This window comes from Aeromicrobium sp. YIM 150415, assembly GCF_016918125.1.
In the GTDB taxonomy this organism is placed as follows: Bacteria; Actinomycetota; Actinomycetes; order Propionibacteriales; family Nocardioidaceae; genus Aeromicrobium; species Aeromicrobium piscarium.
The window spans coordinates 15,886-31,166 of the sequence record NZ_JAERWM010000021.1 but is presented as its reverse complement, the minus strand read 5'-3'; the positions used below and the strand labels follow the sequence as shown (position 1 = coordinate 31,166).

Sequence of the window (15,281 nt, the reverse complement as noted above, 5' to 3'; positions counted from 1 at the left end):
GGGGGGTGGGGGGCGGGCGGGCCGCCGGCCCCGGGGGGCGGCCCCGGGCCCCCCCCCCCCCCCCCCCCCCCCCCCCCCACCGCGCGCCTCCAGGCTTGCGGCGAGGGTCAGGCCGCCGATCCCCGCGCCGATGATCGCCAGCCGCGGCCCGGCGGCGGAAGAATCAGGTGACATAGTGTATTCAAAATACACTTTGCCGGGCGGTGGGGGAAGGCCCGCAGCGGCGGTAGGCCTTCAACCCTTCGTTGCGAGTGGGGGTAGGTCAGCAACGTTATCGAGCCGCCATGGGGTTGATGGTCTACCTCCATCGAGGGGGCTCGAGTCAGGCCGGTCGCAGGAGCCAGCTGGCGACATCGGAACGACGTCGCTGAGCTGCCCAAGCCGACAGGCCGAGACCGACGAGACCCCAGGCGACGAGGGCGAGGGGAGCTTCGAGCGATGCCGTGCCGGTCTGCTCCGCTCGCAATCCCTCCAGGAGCGGGGTGAGCGGTGAGATCGTGTACAGCAGGCGCACACCCTCGCTCGCCGCCTCGGGGACGCGGACGGCCAGGGTAGCGACGGCGGCGAGCAGGGCGATCGCCGCCGCGCCGAGCCGGCCGACGGCGGCCGTGAGTCCCTGCCCGAGGGCGGTCAGAGCGAGGGTCCCGAGGATCGCCAGAGCGATGAAACGGGCCGTGGAGGCAGCGCCGAGGCCGTTCGCGAGGGCCAGCGCCACCAGAGCCGCACTCATCGCCGTCACGGTGAGGACGGCCGCCGGCAGGAGACGGCTGCCGACGATCTGCCGCAACGGCGAACCGGCCAGCAGGGTTTCGCGGCCGAGGGGTGCGCGGAAGGACCACACCAGAGCCGCGGCGGCGAGCGCCGCGACGACGATCGCGGACGGCACCGGCAGGGCGGCCGGGGAGATCCGATGGCTGGTGGCGCTCTCCGCGGTCACCGGTCGCGCTGCGACCCGGCTGAGCTGCTCGCGTTCGTCATCGGAATAGGCGGGAAGCTGCTCGACGCCCTCATCGAGACCGTCCGCGAGCTCACGGCCTCCAGCCGCCAGCTGCTCACTGCCGTCGGCGAGCTCCCCGCTTCCCGCACGCGCCTGGCCGGCTCCCTCGCGGAGCTGCACGGCACCGTCGGCGGCGGCGCGGGCGCCACCGGCGAGCTGGGCAGTGCCGTCGGCGAGCTCATCGACACCTCCCCGGGCGGCCGCGGTGCCGTCCGCCAACTGTCCGATACCGGCCGTGAGCTGAGGAGCCTCTGCCGCGAGGCGGGCGGTGGCGTCGCTCAGCTGCTGCAGCCCGGCTGCGAGCTGTCCGGTGCCGGCCGTGAGCTCGCCGACACGCCCGCGCGCGGCCTGGATATCGGCGTTGACCTGTTCGGCCTCGGCGACGATCGAGTCGACCGTGGCGCAGACATCGGCCGGGAGACCGGCGCCGGCGCATTCGCTCGACCAACCGATGATCAGGTCCGTCAGGTGCTGTGCGATCTCGAACAGCGGAGCGACGCTGTCGGCGATCTCCTGGACACCGGCATCCAACCGCTCCGCCCCGGCCCGCAGCTCCTGCGCTCCCGCATCGAGTTGAGCAGTCTGTGCCGGCAGTTCGGCGGTACGGTCCCGTAACTCCTGCGCGCCGCCGTCGAGTCGCGCGAGGCCCTGCGCGAGCTGCGCCGACCCCGTCGCCGCCTGTGACGAGCCGTCGGCGAGTCGGGTGGTTCCGTCGGCGAGCTCACCCGCACCGTTCTCCAGCTGACCGATCCCGGTGGCGAGCTGCCCGGCGCCCTCGGCCAGGTCGCGCTGCCCGTCGGCGAGCGTCGTCGCGCCGCGCGCCGCCTCGGCGAGCGACCCGCGGATGGTGCCGAGGGACACCAGGACGTTGTCGACGAAGGTCTCGGTGACCTGGGCGTTGAGCGCCGCGAGGGCCGCGTCGGTGACCGTCTGCGCGAGCTCGCCGGCCACAGGGCTGACGGCATCGGAGGTCTGGATCCGCAGGTGGGCGTGCCGCACATCGGCTGGCGCTCCGGCGGGAGAGACGGCCGCGGCCGAGGTGTCGGAGCCGATGATCAGCACGGCGCCGTAGGTGCCGTCGTCCAGTCCGCTCTCGGCGTCGGCACGGTTGGTGATCGTCCAGTCGAAGGCATCGTCGTCGGTCAGCTCGGCGGCGAGCAGCCGACCGACCGCGACGGGTTGCTCCGTGCCGTCGTCGGCGGTGACCGAGACGATCTCGTCCTCGTTGACGACGGCTGCGCGCACACCGTCCGTACCGCCGGTGGCCCCCGCGCCGACGGCGGCGAGGGCGACGACGAGGGGCACCGCGAGGGCGATGATCAGCGCGGCTCGAGGGTGAGGGACGTTCATACGGTCATCAACTCCGGTATCGGGTCGAGGGAGAGCGTGGCGACCTCGGCGCCCGACAGCGCGCCCGGGGCGGCCGTGGCGACGAGCAGTCGGTCGGGAGTCAGGAGGTCGTGGCAGGCGTCCACGACGCGCAGAGCGTGGTACTCGCCGAGATCGGCGAGGTCGACGATCATCACGTGAGCCGTCGACGCGGCGACAGCCAGGACGATGCGGATCGGGGGGCTGAGATCGACGGCCCTGTCGGCGAGATTCGGCACCGGACCGAGGCCCCGGGCGGCGAGGCTCGTGGCGACCTCCGTCAACAGCGCCTCCGGGTCACTTGAGCCGAGCTCCGCCATCCAAGCGCCGACACTGCGACGGCGGCTGACGTCACCGGCGGGGAGCAGCGCGGACCGGCGCCGGAGACGCGACGCGTCGAAGGGGAGCACCAGGTCGTCGACACGCACGGTCCCGGTCGCCTGCGGTGCCCGTCCGGACAAGGTCAGGGCGACGAAGGCGCGGTCCCGCGAGGACCCCTCGACCACGACGCAGGAGTCCGGGGTCCGCCAGCTGTCGATGACGTGGCCCGAGGGCAGGGTCAGCGACGCGATGGCCACCCGGCTGCCGTCGGCCGGCCAGTCGGCGCGGGCGACGCGCTCGTGGAGGGCCTCACCCTCCACGTCCAGCCGGGGCAGCGAGCGGTCCAGCGACGACGGGATCCACCAGGCCCGGGAGCCGAGGAGCTTCATGACGGCGGGCACCAGGATCATCCGCACCACGAAGGCGTCGACGAACACCCCGATGGCGAGGGCGAAGGCGATCGGCTTGACCATGGCATCGCTCTCGGGCACGAAGGCGATGAACACGGCCAGCATCACGACGGCTGCTGCTGTCACGACCCGCCCGCTCGTCGCGAAGCCTGCCTCGATGGCGCGATCCGCGTCGCCGTCCCGCGCGAACTCCTCCTTCATCCGCGAGACGAGGAACAGCTCGTAGTCCATCGCCAGCCCGAAGAGCACGCCCATCAGCAGGATCGGCAGGAAGCTGATCACCGGTCCGATGTGGTCCACGCCCAGCAGGTCGGCGGCCCAGCCGCGCTGGAACACCAACACCACGGCCCCGAAGGAGACGCCGACGCTGAGCAGATAGCCGAGCGCCGCCTTGACGGGGACCACGACGGAGCGGAAGACGGTCGTCAGGAGCAGGAGCGTCAGCACCACCACGAAGGCGCCGAAGGGCAGCAGCGTGCCCGACAGCTGCTCGGAGACATCGATCTCCATCGCGGTCTGCCCGGTCACGGCGGTGGTGACGTCATAGTCGCGCTCGAACCGGGGCGCGGCCTCGCGCAGCCGCTCGACCAGTTCGGCCGTCGCCGGGTCGTCGGCCGCGGTCGACGGGAAGAACTGGACCACGCCGGTGTCGGCAGTGGGATTCGGGGTGGCCAGGGCGACGGTCTCCACGCCCTCGAAGGCCGCGACCTCCTCGCCCAGCCGGTCCATCAATCCGACGGGATCGAGCGAGTCGATGATGTCCGCGGTCAGGAGGATAGGGCTATTGAAACCAGGGCCGAAGTGCTCGTCCACGAGGTCGTAGGCGGCACGTTCGGTGGTGCCCTCCTCAGCCGTGCCGTTCCCGGGCAGCGCGAGCGCGAGATCGCGACCGGGCAGCGCGAGCGCACCCAGGGCGAGCACGACCACCACCACGGTCACCCACGGCGCGGTCGTGACGGCACGGACCCAGCGACGGGCGATCGGTGCGCGTCCGCTCCCGGCGCTGCGCGGGCGGAGCCGTTCGCCGGCCAGTCCCATCAACGCGGGGAGCAGCGTGATCGCGACGACGACCGCGATCGCCACCGAGGCCGAGGCGGTGACGCCCATCCAGGTCAGGAACGGGATGCGGGCGATCGCGAGCCCGGCGAGGGCGATGAGGGTCGTGATGCCGGCGAAGACCACGGCGGAGCCACCGGTCGCGACCGCCCGCCCGCTCGCCTCGTCCGGCTCCGCGCCACGGCCGAGCTCCTCACGTTGGCGGGAGACGATGAAGAGGGCGTAGTCGATCCCGACCGCGAGGCCGATCATCAAGGCGAGCAGTGGTGTGGGGGAGGCCAGATGGGTCACGGCGGTGAGCGCCCAGATGAGGCTCATTGTCACGCCGACGCCGATCAGCGCGGTGAGGACCGGCATGAAGGCGGCCCGTCCCGACCCGAGCGCGATCCACAGTACGACGAAGGCGACGACCACACCCGCGGCCTCCATCCAGGTGATCGTCGGACCGGTGTTCATGAAGGCGCCACCGCCCAGCTCGACCTCGGCCCCGGCGGCTTCGAGCGGCTCGGTCGCGGTCCGCAGGTCCGTCTTGACCTGATCGGTGATGTCCGACGGCCCTCCGGAGAACTGCACCTGGATGATCGCGGCATCGCCGGCCGCGTTGACGGTGCCGTCCACCAGGTCGTCGAAGGGGGAGAGCGCGTCGTCCACCAACGGCATCTGGTCCAGGCGTTCGAGGGTGGCATCGGCAGCCTCGCGCAGGGCCGGATCGTCGACCCGGCTGCCCTCCGGCGCGATGTAGACGATCTGCGCGGAGATCCCGGCGATCTGCGGGAAGGTCCGGGTCAGGGTGTCCAGCGCCTCCTGTCCCTCGGTGCCCGGCAGTGTGAAGTCGTCGTGGGTGCCTTCGCCGACCGTGGCGGCGAGGCCCGCGGCGGCGGCCAGCACCACGAGCCAGCCGGCGACGACGCGGCCGGCATGGCGATGACACCAACGGCCGAGGGAGTAGAGCGCAGCGGACATGTCTCGACGATACATATCTGTATCGAATACGTCCATGTATCGAACGAGGCATCCATGTGCCGTTGCGCACAGTACGGTTCGCCGGTGGAATGGTCGCTGCGGGACGAGGGGCGACCCGTCCGGCGGCTACGCTCGTCTTGCCGCGGAGGCACATTCCGTGCCGCGGCAGTGGGAAGGAGAACGCCGATGGCGGTTCACGACGGCACCCGGCGGCGGGCCACGACCCGTGCGCGGCTGTTGGACGCCGCCCGCGAGGTCCTGGCGGACACGGGGATCCAGGGCGCCACCGTCGAGCAGATCTGCGAGCGCGCCGGATTCACCCGCGGCGCCTTCTACTCCAACTACGACTCCAAGGACGAGCTGGTCGTCGACCTGTTCAACCGGGAGAAGGAGCGGATGGTCGCGGCCCTGCGCGGGGCGGTCGATGCCGAGCTGCGTCACGGCGACCTCGGGTCGATCGCCAAGATCCTGGAACACTTCACCTCCGTCGAGCCGATCGACCGCACGTGGTTCCTCGTGCACCACGAGTTCGTCATCCACGCGGTCCGGCACCGTCGGATCGCGGACGCCTATGTGGAGCTGTGGGAGCAGACCCACGAGGAGTTCGCTGAGATCATCGCGATGGCGTGCGAGGGTCTCGGGCGCCGGCTGACCATCGATCTCCAAGCGGCGACCCGGCTCGTGCTCGGCCTCTTCGACACGTCCCTGCGCGACACCTTCGTCCGCGACGATGCGCCTGTGGCGGACCTGACCATCCTCCAAGAGCAGATTCCCGCCCTCGTCCAATCCCTCAGCGAACCCCTCTGACTCCCGGTCTGGCTTTCCGTCCGACTACTTTTGCCGGGTTGTGGCCCTTCGAGAGAGGTCCAGGGGGCCATAGGCCGGCACAAGTCGGACGGAGTCGACGTCATTTAGAGTGGCTGCGTGCCCACCTTGCTCGACGTCATCGCCGTCCTCGACCAGCTCTACGATCCGTCCTGGGCGGACGACTGGGATGCCGTCGGCACCGTCGCCGGGGATCCCGAGGCCGAGGTCCGCACGATCCTGTTCGCCGTCGATCCGGTGCAGGCCGTCGCCGACGAGGCGGTCCTGGTCGGAGCTGACCTGGTCGTCACCCACCACCCGCTGTACCTGAAGGGCACCACGTCCGTGGCCGCGACCGATCCCAAGGGTCGCGTGATCCACACGCTGCTCAGCAACGGCATCGCCCTGCACACCTGTCACACCAATGCCGACTCGCCACCGCTCGGCGTCTCCGAGTCGATGGCCGAGGCGATTGGCCTGCGCGACATCCGCCCCCTCGACGACGATCTCGACGCCGGCCCGGACAAATGGGTGGTCTTCGCCCCCGTCGACGTCGCCGACGAGGTCGCCACCGCGATGCACGATGCCGGTGCCGGCCATATCGGCGACTACGACCGCGCCCAGTTCCAGTCACGCGGCACCGGCTCCTTCCGGCCGCTCGACGGCGCGACCCCGGCCATCGGCGAGGTCGGCGCGGTCGAATACGTCGACGAGGTCCGCATCGAGATGGTCGCCCCGCGACGGCTGCGCGATCAGGTGCGCCGCGCGATGGTCCGTGCCCATCCCTATGAGGAGGTCGCCTACGACCTCATCGAGACGGCCGCGTCGCCCAGCGGCCGGGGGAGCGGGCGCATCGGCGTCCTCGACGAGCCGATGAGCCTGTGGGCGTTCGCCGAGAACGTCAAGGCCTCGCTCCCGCACCACTCGGGGGCGACGCGCATCGCCGGCGAGCTCGATCGAGAGGTGCGCACGGTCGCCCTGTGCGGCGGGTCGGGCGACTTCCTGCTGGCGCGGGCGGACGCCGCGGGCGCCGATGTCTACGTCACCTCGGACCTGCGCCATCACCCGGTGAGCGAGCATCGCGAGCGTCCCGGAGCGTGTGCGGTGGTCGACGTGCCGCACTGGGCAGCGGAATGGACCTGGCTGCCGGTGGCCGCGCGCGAGGTCCGAGCCCGTTTGGGCGGTACGGTGGAGACCCACGTCTCGACCATCGTGACTGATCCGTGGTCCGCCACGCTGAGCTGAGGAGCCTACGCTGAAAGCTGAACCGTCCGCCCAGCAGACCCTGCTCGATCTGCAGGCGAAGGACTCTGTCATCGCCCAGTTGAACCACCGACGTGTCTCGCTGCCCGAGAACGCGCGCATCGGCGAGCTCGATGCGGAGGTCGCGACCCTCGACGGCCGTCGGATCGAGGCTTCCACGCGAGTCTCCGATCTCGAACGCGAGCAGAAGCAGGCCGACCAGGACGTGGAGCTCGTCAAGACCCGCCGTGCCCGCAACGAGGAACGGCTGAACTCCGGCGCCGTCACCAATCCGAAGGATCTCGAGGGCCTGCAGCACGAGATCGTCGCACTCGATCGTCGCATCGGCACCCTCGAGGATGCCGAGCTCGAGGTGATGGAGGCGCTCGAGGAGGCCCAAGGTCGGCTCGACGAGGTCGTCAAGGCACTGGAGGAGCTTCGCGTTCAGCACGATGAGGTCGCCGCTCGCCGCGACACCGCCCTCGGTGAGATCGACGCCGAGCTGTCGGATGCCGAGGCGGGGCGCGGCGCACTCGCGGCCCGGGTTCCCGATGATCTCCTCGCGCTGTACGAGAAGCTGCGGGCCAACCAGGGCGGGGTCGGTGCCGCGTTGCTCCGCGCCAAGCGCTGCGAAGGGTGCCGGCTGGAGCTCAACGGCGCCGACCTGCGCGAGCTGTCGCAGGCACCGGACGATGAGGTGCTGCGCTGCCCCGAGTGCAGTCGCATCCTGGTCCGTACGTCCGAGTCCGGGCTGTGACGCGGGCCGGCGACACCGCCGGCCGGAGCGCGCCGGCTCGGGGCTGGAGTGCGCCGTCGAACGAGGCCACCACCCTGATCCTCGTACGCCACGGCGTCACCGGTCTCACCGAGCGCAAGGCGTTCAGCGGTAGCGGAGGCGAGGACCCGGAGCTCACCGCGGCCGGTCACGAGCAGGCCGTGCGCGCCGCCGACTGGCTGGCCGCCAGGGGTGAGGTCGATGCTGTGGTGACGTCGCCGCTGCGACGCACCCGTCAGACTGCCGAGCATGTGGCCGGGCGGTTCGGGGTGCGGGCGCTGGTCGAGGACGACCTGATGGAGACGTCCTTCGGCGACTGGGACGGGTTCACCTTCGGTGAGATCCGCGAGAGGTGGCCTGAGGAACTGACGGCGTGGCTGGCGTCGACCGACATCGCCCCGCCCGGCGGCGAGTCCTTCGAGGAGGTCGCGACCCGGGTCGAGCGCGCGAGGGAGCGACTGGTGTCCCGGTTCGCGGGGCAGACCGTCGTCGTGGTGACCCATGTCAGCCCGATCAAGCTGCTCGTCGCCCGGGCCCTGGGCGCCCCGATCAGGTCGGTCTACGCGATGGAGCTGGCGCCCGCGTCGATCAGCACGGTGGCCTGGTGGCGGGACGGCAACGCGAGCCTGCGGGCCTTCAACGCGGTGCCCTGACGGTCAGAGCTCGGCGACGACGAGATCCAGTCGGGAGCCGTCGAGCTCGACCGTCCATCCGAGGTCGCGGAGCGCGTCCGCCAGATCGTCGGGATGCTTGGCATCGATGTCCTCGCTGAGCAGGCGACGGACCACGCGCCCCTTGGTCGCCTTGTTGAAGTGGCTGACGACGCTGCGCTTGCCGTCCTTCTCGTGCAGCACCCGCATCGTCGCCGAGGTGACGCCGGCGGGTGGCTTGCCGAGGTTCACGTAGCCTCCCGACCGCAGGTCGACCACGAGGTGGCCGTCGGCGAGCTCCTCGATCGCGGTGGGGAGGAGCGGCTTCCACCGTGAGGCGACGGTGCCGAGCCGGGGGAGCGAGATCCCGGCGGAGAGCCGGTAGGCGGGGATCGGGTCGCCGGGGCGGACGAGGCCGAAGAGGGCCGAGGCGATCGCAAGGGTCTGATCGGCTCGGGAACGCTCGTCGTCGGTGAAGGAGGCGGGGTCGAGATGCTCGAACAGCACGCCGGTGTAGACGGTGTCGGCCCGAGCCGCCGGCTCCTCGAGCAGGGCTGAGTTACGGGCCACGGCCTCGGCCTGAGTCGCACCCAGCCCGAGCACTTCCATCGCCCGCTGCTCGCGGCCGGAGCAGAGTCTCACCAGCGCCTTGAGCAGTTGCTCGCGCTGCCGGTTCAGCTGCGGCAGGGAGAGCGCGGTCAGATCCAGGGGTGCGCCGTCGGCCGGGCGGGTCTTGCCCTCGGATGGCGGAAGGAGGATCAGCACCCTGCGAGCCTACCGATTCGCACAGCCGGCCCACCTGGTGGCGGTAGGCCATCAACCTCACGTCCGCGGTGGCGGTACCTGGTCAACCTCACGTCCCCGGTGGCGGTAGGCCATCAACGTTATCGAGGCTCGATGAGGTTGACGGCCTACCGCCGCTCAGGGCGAGAGGTTGACCAGGTACCGCTCCCGGAGGGGGTCAGACGGCTCGGACACCCTCGATGATCAAGATCACGGCGAAGATCGCGAAGGCGGCCGCCGCACCGTACTTGATGAACTTCTCCGGCAGGCGCTTGCCGAGCAGGAAGCCGACGACGATGGCCAGGGCATCGGCCGCGACCATCCCGACCGTGCTGCCGATCCACACCCCGAACCAGTCCTCGCGCACGGCCAGCGTGATGGTGGCGAGCATCGTCTTGTCCCCGAGCTCGGCGAGGAAGAAGGCGACACCGACGGCGACGAGCGCTTTGCCGGTGCTCTTGCGCGCCTTGTCGGCCTCGTCCTCGGTCAGCTCGTCACCGCGCAGAGTCCAGAGCGCGAAGGCGATGAAGGCGATGCCCGCGGCGATCGAGATCCAGCCCTGATAGTCCGAGAACGCCTCACCGACCCAGTAGCCGATGCCCACCGATGCCAGATGCACGATCGCGGTGGCGGCGGTGATGCCGATGAGCACATCGCGCGCACGGTACCGGGAGGCGAAGGTCATGGCCATCAGCTGGCTCTTGTCGCCCAACTCGGCCACGAAGATCACCACGGTGCTGAGCACCAGTGCTTCCCACATGAAAAAAGCTCCTCGTCCGGGTCCGGACGAAGAGCCGCGTTCGACGAGTCCTCGACCGGACTCGTGAATACAACGATCCGGTCGAAAGTCTCGTCCGCCAGTGACCTGGCCCGCTGCACCGGACCGGCCGGAGCCGTTCAGTATGTCGACGCAGCGATTGGGGACTACTCCCTTTCGATCCACCACGTTATCAGGGCGGCGGGCCGCGGTGCACCGTGATCTGGGTCGCACGAGTACGATCGGACTCGCGAATGAGCCGGCCGGGCGGCCGCGGCATCGGTGACGATGTCGAGGAAAGTCCGGACTCCGCAGGGCACGGTGGTGGCTAACGGCCACCCACGGCGACGTGCGGGACAGTGCCACAGAGAGCAGACCGCCAGCGGCCCCTGTCGATGACAGGGGTGCGGGTAAGGGTGAAACGGTGAGGTAAGAGCTCACCAGCGCGGCGGGCGACCGTCGTGGCTCGGTAAACCCCACCGGGAGCAAGACCAAGAGGGCCTTCGGGCCTGCGCTGACGGGCGGCCCGTCCGATGTCAGCGGGTAGGTTGCACCGAGGCGCGCAGCGATGCGCGTCCCAGATGGATGGTCGCCCCTCGCCTCCGGGCGAGGACAGAATCCGGCTTATAGGCCGGCTCATTCGCCCCACGGGACTCTGACCTGTCCCGGATCTCGCCTGATGTCGTCGGCTGCCTCGCACGGAGGATGTGCTGCGGCGGTTGCCATAGCTACCACGGAGGCATATCTTTCGTGCGCCGTCGACGGAGGATGTGTTTCGTGGTTGCTCCAGCAACCACGAAAGCACATCGTCCGTCCGGCCTCGGCCCGCCTGACTCCTCCGGTGAGCGGCACGCCCGTGCCCGACCCGAGTGGTCCCGGCCTCGCGGGGAGGGCACTTGCGTCTGCTCTGCCGGAACCTCCGTTCATCGCGGTCCAATGGAGCGACCACCGTAGGTGAGTTCGCTGCCCAGATCTCGACCATCGCGCCAGCGCCCACCGGGGAGGTCAGCCCGCCGCTGCCGCCCGCAGCGATGTCGCGATCTGGTCGTAGCCGCGCTGCTCGGCATGTGCCAGTGCCGTCATCCCGTCGTTGTCGGTGATCGACGGATCGGCACCGGCCTCCAGCAGAATGTCGACGATCTGCTGGTGAGCCTCGCCCCCGTCCCCGAGGATCACCGCCTCCAGCAGGGCCGTCCACCCCAGCTGATTCATGTGATCGACATCGATCCCCGTCTGCACCACACGACGGACGTAGTCCACATGTCCGCGCTCGCTCGCCGGGATCACCGAGACGCCGCCGAAGCGGTTGACGATCGTGAGATCAGGTTCCGCGGGCAACAGTGTCTCGAGCATTTCCACACTCCCCGTGACCCCGGTGACGAGCCAGGCCGTGTCGTGACGGTCGTCGAGCACATCGGGGTCGGCGCCGAGCGCCACCAGCACCCGCGCGGCAGCCACGTGGTCGCCGATCGAGGCGTGCAGCAACGCCGTGCGGCCATCCTCGCCCCGCGCCTCGATGTCCGCTCCCGCACGAAGCGCCCGAGCGACGAGATCCGCATCGCCATCGGCAGCCGCGCGCAACAGGGTCGCCTTCGCGTCACCCTCCGCGACAGGCGCCGTCGTGGCCTCGAAGACGCCCGCGAGGCCGGTGAAGCCGCGCTGCCCGGCCAGCTGCGCCGGCGTGAGACCCTGGCGATCCGAGCGACGGTCCACTGTCGCCCCAGCGGCGATCAGCACGCGTACGGTCGTCGCGTAGTCCGCATCGTCACGCCCGAGCCACGCCGCCTCGTGGATGGCCTGATAGCCCAGGTTGTTGACGTGATCGAGGTCGACACCGGCCCGTACGAGATCACCCACCACGTTCGCGTGACCGCGCTCGGCGGCCCGGATCAGCGCGGTGCCCTCGAAGGAGTCCAGTGCCGTGACATCGGCTCCGGCGTCGAGGGCGAGCCGCAGGATGTCGAGATGGCCCTCACTCGCCGCGATCAGGAAGGACGACTGCTGTGTCTCGTCCTGGTGGTCGACGTCCGCCCCGCGCTCGATCAGATCGGTGACCGCGGGCACGTCGTTCGCCCAGGTGGCCTCGATCAACGCGGTATCGAGGTCCTCTTGGGACAGCTCTTCGGCGGGTGCCGGGCTCACGGAAGGAATCGTCTCAGCCGGCGGAACGGCGGCCGGCGTCGTGTCCGCACAGGCGGCGAGCAGCGCACCCAGCGCCAGCGTGAGGAGTGGGAAGGAGACCGATGACCTCATGGGCCAAGCCTCTCGCGGTATCCAGCGGCGCAGCGCCGTCGCTCGGCCATCGCGCGATAGCCGAAGGGATGATGCCGAGCGCGCCGCCTCCGCGTAATCTCGGCTCCCATGGACCAGGTGCGACGCGGTGTGCTCGGTGCCGTCGGCGGCCTCGACCGGTGGCTCGCAGGCGTCACCGCCGTCTTCGTCCTCGCCGCCACCGTCCGGTACATCGATCGCCATGATCCCGGCCCGGTGCTGGCCGCCGCGGTCGTGCTCACCATCGCGGTGGTGTGGTGGGCCGCGCGTCATCCTCGCCAGCGTGCGGTCGACGTGGCCTTCGCCATGGTCGTCGTGGCCCTCTGGGCGGGCCTGACCTTCGCTGCCCCCTCCTTCGCCTGGGTCGCCGTGCCCCTGGCGTTCATCGTGTTGCGGTCACTGCCGCAACCGTCGGGCGGCGCGGTCGTCCTGGCGATGGCCCTTGTCGTCGTCATCGCCGGATCGCGTTTGAGCGACCGTTTCGACCCCACGCTGATCGTCGGACCGCTGGGCCTCGCGGGCATCGCCGTCGCCGCATATCACGGGCTGCAGCGTGAGTCCGAACGCCGGCAGTCGCTCCTCGACGAGCTCACCGCGGCGCAGGAGCTCCTGGCCGCCGAGCAACGCACCGTCGGAGCGTTGCGCGAGCGCACCCGCCTGGCGCGCGAGATCCACGACTCGGTGGGACAGGGCCTCTCCAGCATCGTGTTGCTGCTCGACGCGGCACGCCGGTCCTGGGAGAGCGACCCGGATCGTGCCCGCGAGAACGTCACGATGGCCGAGGGCAGCGCCCGGCACGAGCTCGTCGAGGTGCGGCGCGTGATCGGCGACCTCGCGCCAGCCGATATCCATACTGGCGAGGAGCTGGTCGGCGCGATCGACGCACTGCTGCGCCGCGACGCGCCCCCGGAGATCGAGGTCGAGCTGCGGGTCGACGGCGACCGCGAGTCGCTCGCGCCAGGCATCGTCCACACGGTGCTCGCCACCGTGCGGGGCGCCGTCGCCAACAGCGTCGAACACGCGCGGGCGTCGAGGATCGTCGTGACGCTGGTCTTCCACCCCGGCCGGCTCACCCTGGACGTGCACGACGACGGTCGCGGCTTCGATCCCGCAGGCGTCGGAGCGGCGGGGGAGCGCGGCCGCGGCCTCAGCGGCCTGCGATCCCGGGCTGAAGAAGGCGGCGGTGAGGTCATGATCGAGTCCACCGTCGGCGAGGGCACCACGGTGAGCCTGCACCTGCCGATCGAGGAGGACGCGTGATCCGGATCGTGCTCGTCGACGACCATCCCGTGGTCCGGGCCGGAGTGCGGGCGCTGCTCGACGGCGAACCGGGGCTCTCGGTCGTCGGTGAGGCGGGCGATGCATCATCGGCGGTACGTCTGATCGACACCGCCGCACCCGATGTCGTGGTCGTCGACCTCAACCTCGGGGCTGGGGACGACGGCGTCGAGCTGACGCGCGCCGTACGCGCTCGCGTGCCCGCACCCGAGGTGCTGATCCTCACGACCTACGACACCGAGGCCGATGTCGTCCGCTCACTCGACGCGGGAGCCCGCGGCTATCTGCTCAAGGACGTCCCCGCCGACGAGCTGTTCTCGGCGATCAGGCGCACGGCCCGCGGCGAACCGGTGCTGGCGGCGCAAGCGGCAGCCACCTTGGTGCGCCGGTCCACGGCCCCCGAGGGAGCCGTCACCGAACGTGAGGTCGAGGTGCTGGAGCTCCTCGCGCGCGGATCATCCAATCGTGATCTCGCCCGCGCGCTCTTCATCTCCGAGGCCACGGTCAAGTCCCACCTCGCGCACCTCTACACGAAGCTCGGGGTCGACAGCCGAGCCGCAGCGGTCTCCGTGGCGATCGAGCGTCGGATCATCAGGCACCGAGGCTGAGCTATTCCCGCGCGGTGCCGCGAGAAAGGTCACCACCGGCCACCGTGCCGTCTGCCACGACGCGAGCTAGCGTCGCAGACATGGCTTCTGTACCCACCATCACGCTCAACAACGGGGTCGAGATCCCCCAGCTCGGATTCGGCACCTATCAGGTCCCGCCCGAGGACACCAAGGACCGCGTGCTCGACGCCTTCGAGGCCGGATACCGCCACATCGACACCGCACAGATGTACGGCAACGAGCAGGGCGTCGGAGAGGCACTGGCCGCCTCCGGCCTGGCTCGCGACGATGTCTTCGTCACCACCAAGCTCAACAACGACAACCACGAGCCCGATCGCGTCCATGCGTCGCTCGAGGAGTCCTTGAAGAAACTGGGCCTCGAGCGCCTCGACCTCTTCCTCATCCACTGGCCGCTGCCGGCCATCGACATCGACTTCGTCGACACCTGGAAGGCCATGGAGGAGGCTTACCGCGCGGGCAAGACGCGCGCCATCGGCGTCTCCAACTTCCAGGCGCACCATCTTCGCCGGCTGATCGGCGAGACCACGATCATCCCGGCGGTCAACCAGATCGAGGTGCACCCCTTCCTCACGCAGGACGACCTGCGGGCCGTCAACGCCGAGCACGAGGTCGCCACGGAGGCGTGGTCGCCGCTCGCGCAGGGTCAGGTCTTCGAGAACGAGGCGATCAACGCCATCGCCGAGAGCATCGGTCGGGCGCCCGCGCAGGTCGTGCTCCGTTGGGCGATCCAGCGCGGCGACATCGTGTTCCCGAAGGCGTCCTCGCCCGAGCGGGTCGCACAGAACTTCGACCTGTTCGGCTTCGAGCTCTCCGATGCCGATATGGCCTCCATCTCGGCCCTGAACGAGGACCGTCGCGTAGGCCCCGATCCGGACACCTTCAACTACGTCCCGTAGGAGATCCCTCGCCTTGGACCGAGATGTGCTCCCCGATCGTCAACCCACGCCCAGCCCGGGTGACGAATGGGGAGCACATCT

Annotated in this window: 12 protein-coding genes and 1 other RNA gene; 8 read left to right on the top strand and 5 right to left on the bottom strand. The window is 70.3% G+C overall.

What is annotated here, in order from left to right; all coding sequences use genetic code 11:
• Positions 1-322: 322 nt before the first annotated feature.
• Together JL108_RS13620 and JL108_RS13615 are read right to left on the bottom strand one after the other, a co-directional pair.
• On the bottom strand, positions 323-2,347 hold the full coding sequence (locus tag JL108_RS13620) for a hypothetical protein (RefSeq protein WP_205198782.1): 2,025 nt from the start codon (positions 2,345-2,347) through the stop codon (positions 323-325).
• Positions 2,344-5,115, bottom strand: coding sequence for an MMPL family transporter (locus JL108_RS13615; protein ID WP_205198781.1), 2,772 nt, complete (start codon positions 5,113-5,115; stop codon positions 2,344-2,346). The genes JL108_RS13620 and JL108_RS13615 overlap by 4 nt, the downstream gene beginning before the upstream one ends.
• Positions 5,116-5,301: 186 nt before the next feature.
• On the opposite strand from JL108_RS13615, the gene JL108_RS13610 reads away from it, so the two are divergent.
• From JL108_RS13610 to JL108_RS13595, 4 genes are all read left to right on the top strand, one after another.
• Entirely contained in the window at positions 5,302-5,922 is a 621-nt protein-coding gene (locus JL108_RS13610) for a TetR/AcrR family transcriptional regulator (protein WP_205198780.1), read from the top strand.
• A gap of 117 nt (positions 5,923-6,039) precedes the next feature.
• Positions 6,040-7,164, top strand: coding sequence for a Nif3-like dinuclear metal center hexameric protein (locus tag JL108_RS13605; protein ID WP_205198779.1), 1,125 nt, complete (start codon positions 6,040-6,042; stop codon positions 7,162-7,164).
• A gap of 79 nt (positions 7,165-7,243) precedes the next feature.
• On the top strand, positions 7,244-7,918 hold the full coding sequence (locus JL108_RS13600; RefSeq protein ID WP_240191073.1) for a zinc ribbon domain-containing protein: 675 nt from the start codon (positions 7,244-7,246) through the stop codon (positions 7,916-7,918).
• Positions 7,915-8,589 carry a histidine phosphatase family protein gene (locus JL108_RS13595; protein WP_307837272.1) on the top strand — a complete coding sequence of 225 codons (675 nt, stop codon included), beginning with the start codon at positions 7,915-7,917 and terminating at the stop codon, positions 8,587-8,589. The genes JL108_RS13600 and JL108_RS13595 overlap by 4 nt, the downstream gene beginning before the upstream one ends.
• A gap of 3 nt (positions 8,590-8,592) precedes the next feature.
• On the opposite strand, the gene JL108_RS13590 is transcribed toward JL108_RS13595, so the two are convergent.
• Positions 8,593-9,351 carry a YaaA family protein gene (locus JL108_RS13590; protein ID WP_205198778.1) on the bottom strand — a complete coding sequence of 253 codons (759 nt, stop codon included), beginning with the start codon at positions 9,349-9,351 and terminating at the stop codon, positions 8,593-8,595.
• Between the two features lie 196 nt (positions 9,352-9,547).
• Positions 9,548-10,129 (bottom strand): TMEM165/GDT1 family protein, encoded by a 582-nt coding sequence (locus JL108_RS13585; protein ID WP_205198777.1) that lies wholly within the window; start codon positions 10,127-10,129, stop codon positions 9,548-9,550.
• A gap of 252 nt (positions 10,130-10,381) precedes the next feature.
• On the opposite strand from JL108_RS13585, the gene rnpB reads away from it, so the two are divergent.
• Positions 10,382-10,769, top strand: an RNA gene (gene rnpB, locus JL108_RS13580) — RNase P RNA component class A.
• A gap of 362 nt (positions 10,770-11,131) precedes the next feature.
• Here rnpB and JL108_RS13575 read toward each other — a convergent pair.
• On the bottom strand, positions 11,132-12,379 hold the full coding sequence (locus JL108_RS13575) for an ankyrin repeat domain-containing protein (protein ID WP_205198776.1): 1,248 nt from the start codon (positions 12,377-12,379) through the stop codon (positions 11,132-11,134).
• Positions 12,380-12,487: 108 nt separating this feature from the next.
• On the opposite strand from JL108_RS13575, the gene JL108_RS13570 reads away from it, so the two are divergent.
• The 3 genes from JL108_RS13570 (at position 12,488) to JL108_RS13560 (ending at position 15,200) form a co-directional block, all read left to right on the top strand.
• The gene (locus JL108_RS13570) at positions 12,488-13,657 is read left to right on the top strand and encodes a sensor histidine kinase (RefSeq protein WP_205198775.1); all 1,170 of its coding nucleotides are present in this window, start codon (positions 12,488-12,490) and stop codon (positions 13,655-13,657) included.
• The gene (locus JL108_RS13565) at positions 13,654-14,283 is read left to right on the top strand and encodes a response regulator transcription factor (protein WP_205198774.1); all 630 of its coding nucleotides are present in this window, start codon (positions 13,654-13,656) and stop codon (positions 14,281-14,283) included. Before JL108_RS13570 ends, JL108_RS13565 begins: the two co-directional genes overlap by 4 nt.
• 80 nt (positions 14,284-14,363) lie before the next feature.
• A complete protein-coding gene (locus JL108_RS13560) occupies positions 14,364-15,200 on the top strand; it encodes an aldo/keto reductase (protein ID WP_205198773.1) in 837 nt (278 codons plus the stop codon).
• The last annotated feature ends 81 nt before the right edge of the window (positions 15,201-15,281 follow it).